We start from the raw sequence: 375 nt of genomic DNA on the forward strand, positions 1-375 counted from the left end.
ATCTTTTCTTGAAATAGTATAAATTGAAAATGAAACAATCATTAAACTTATGAAACTAGCAAATATTAAGAAGAATACGTTATCAACAAAATTATTAGTTAAACTGCCTGGACTTACATTCGAAAGTAACGCTGCTAAACCAAGTCCTGTAAGCATTGTTATAGATATTGAATGCCTAATCATACCTAAAACAAAAGGTAGTATTCCGATTAATACCGTCCCAAACGTAATTCCAGCTAAGTTAATCATTTGATTAGCTACTGGGATATAATTTGATTCAGTTAAAACTGCAACTAATTTAATTAATAATTGAATAACTAAATGTGCAGTAAAATGAGCAATAAATGATATCAGAATTACTGTAAGCACTTTTCC

General features: G+C 28.5%; 1 pseudogene. It reads right to left on the reverse strand.

Annotated elements, in window-relative coordinates:
• Nucleotides 1-375, reverse strand: a pseudogene (locus tag N8L90_RS09385) (ABC transporter permease); the annotation flags it as partial.

This window comes from Streptococcus mitis, assembly GCF_946190115.1.
In the GTDB taxonomy this organism is placed as follows: domain Bacteria; phylum Bacillota; class Bacilli; order Lactobacillales; family Streptococcaceae; genus Streptococcus; species Streptococcus mitis_CO.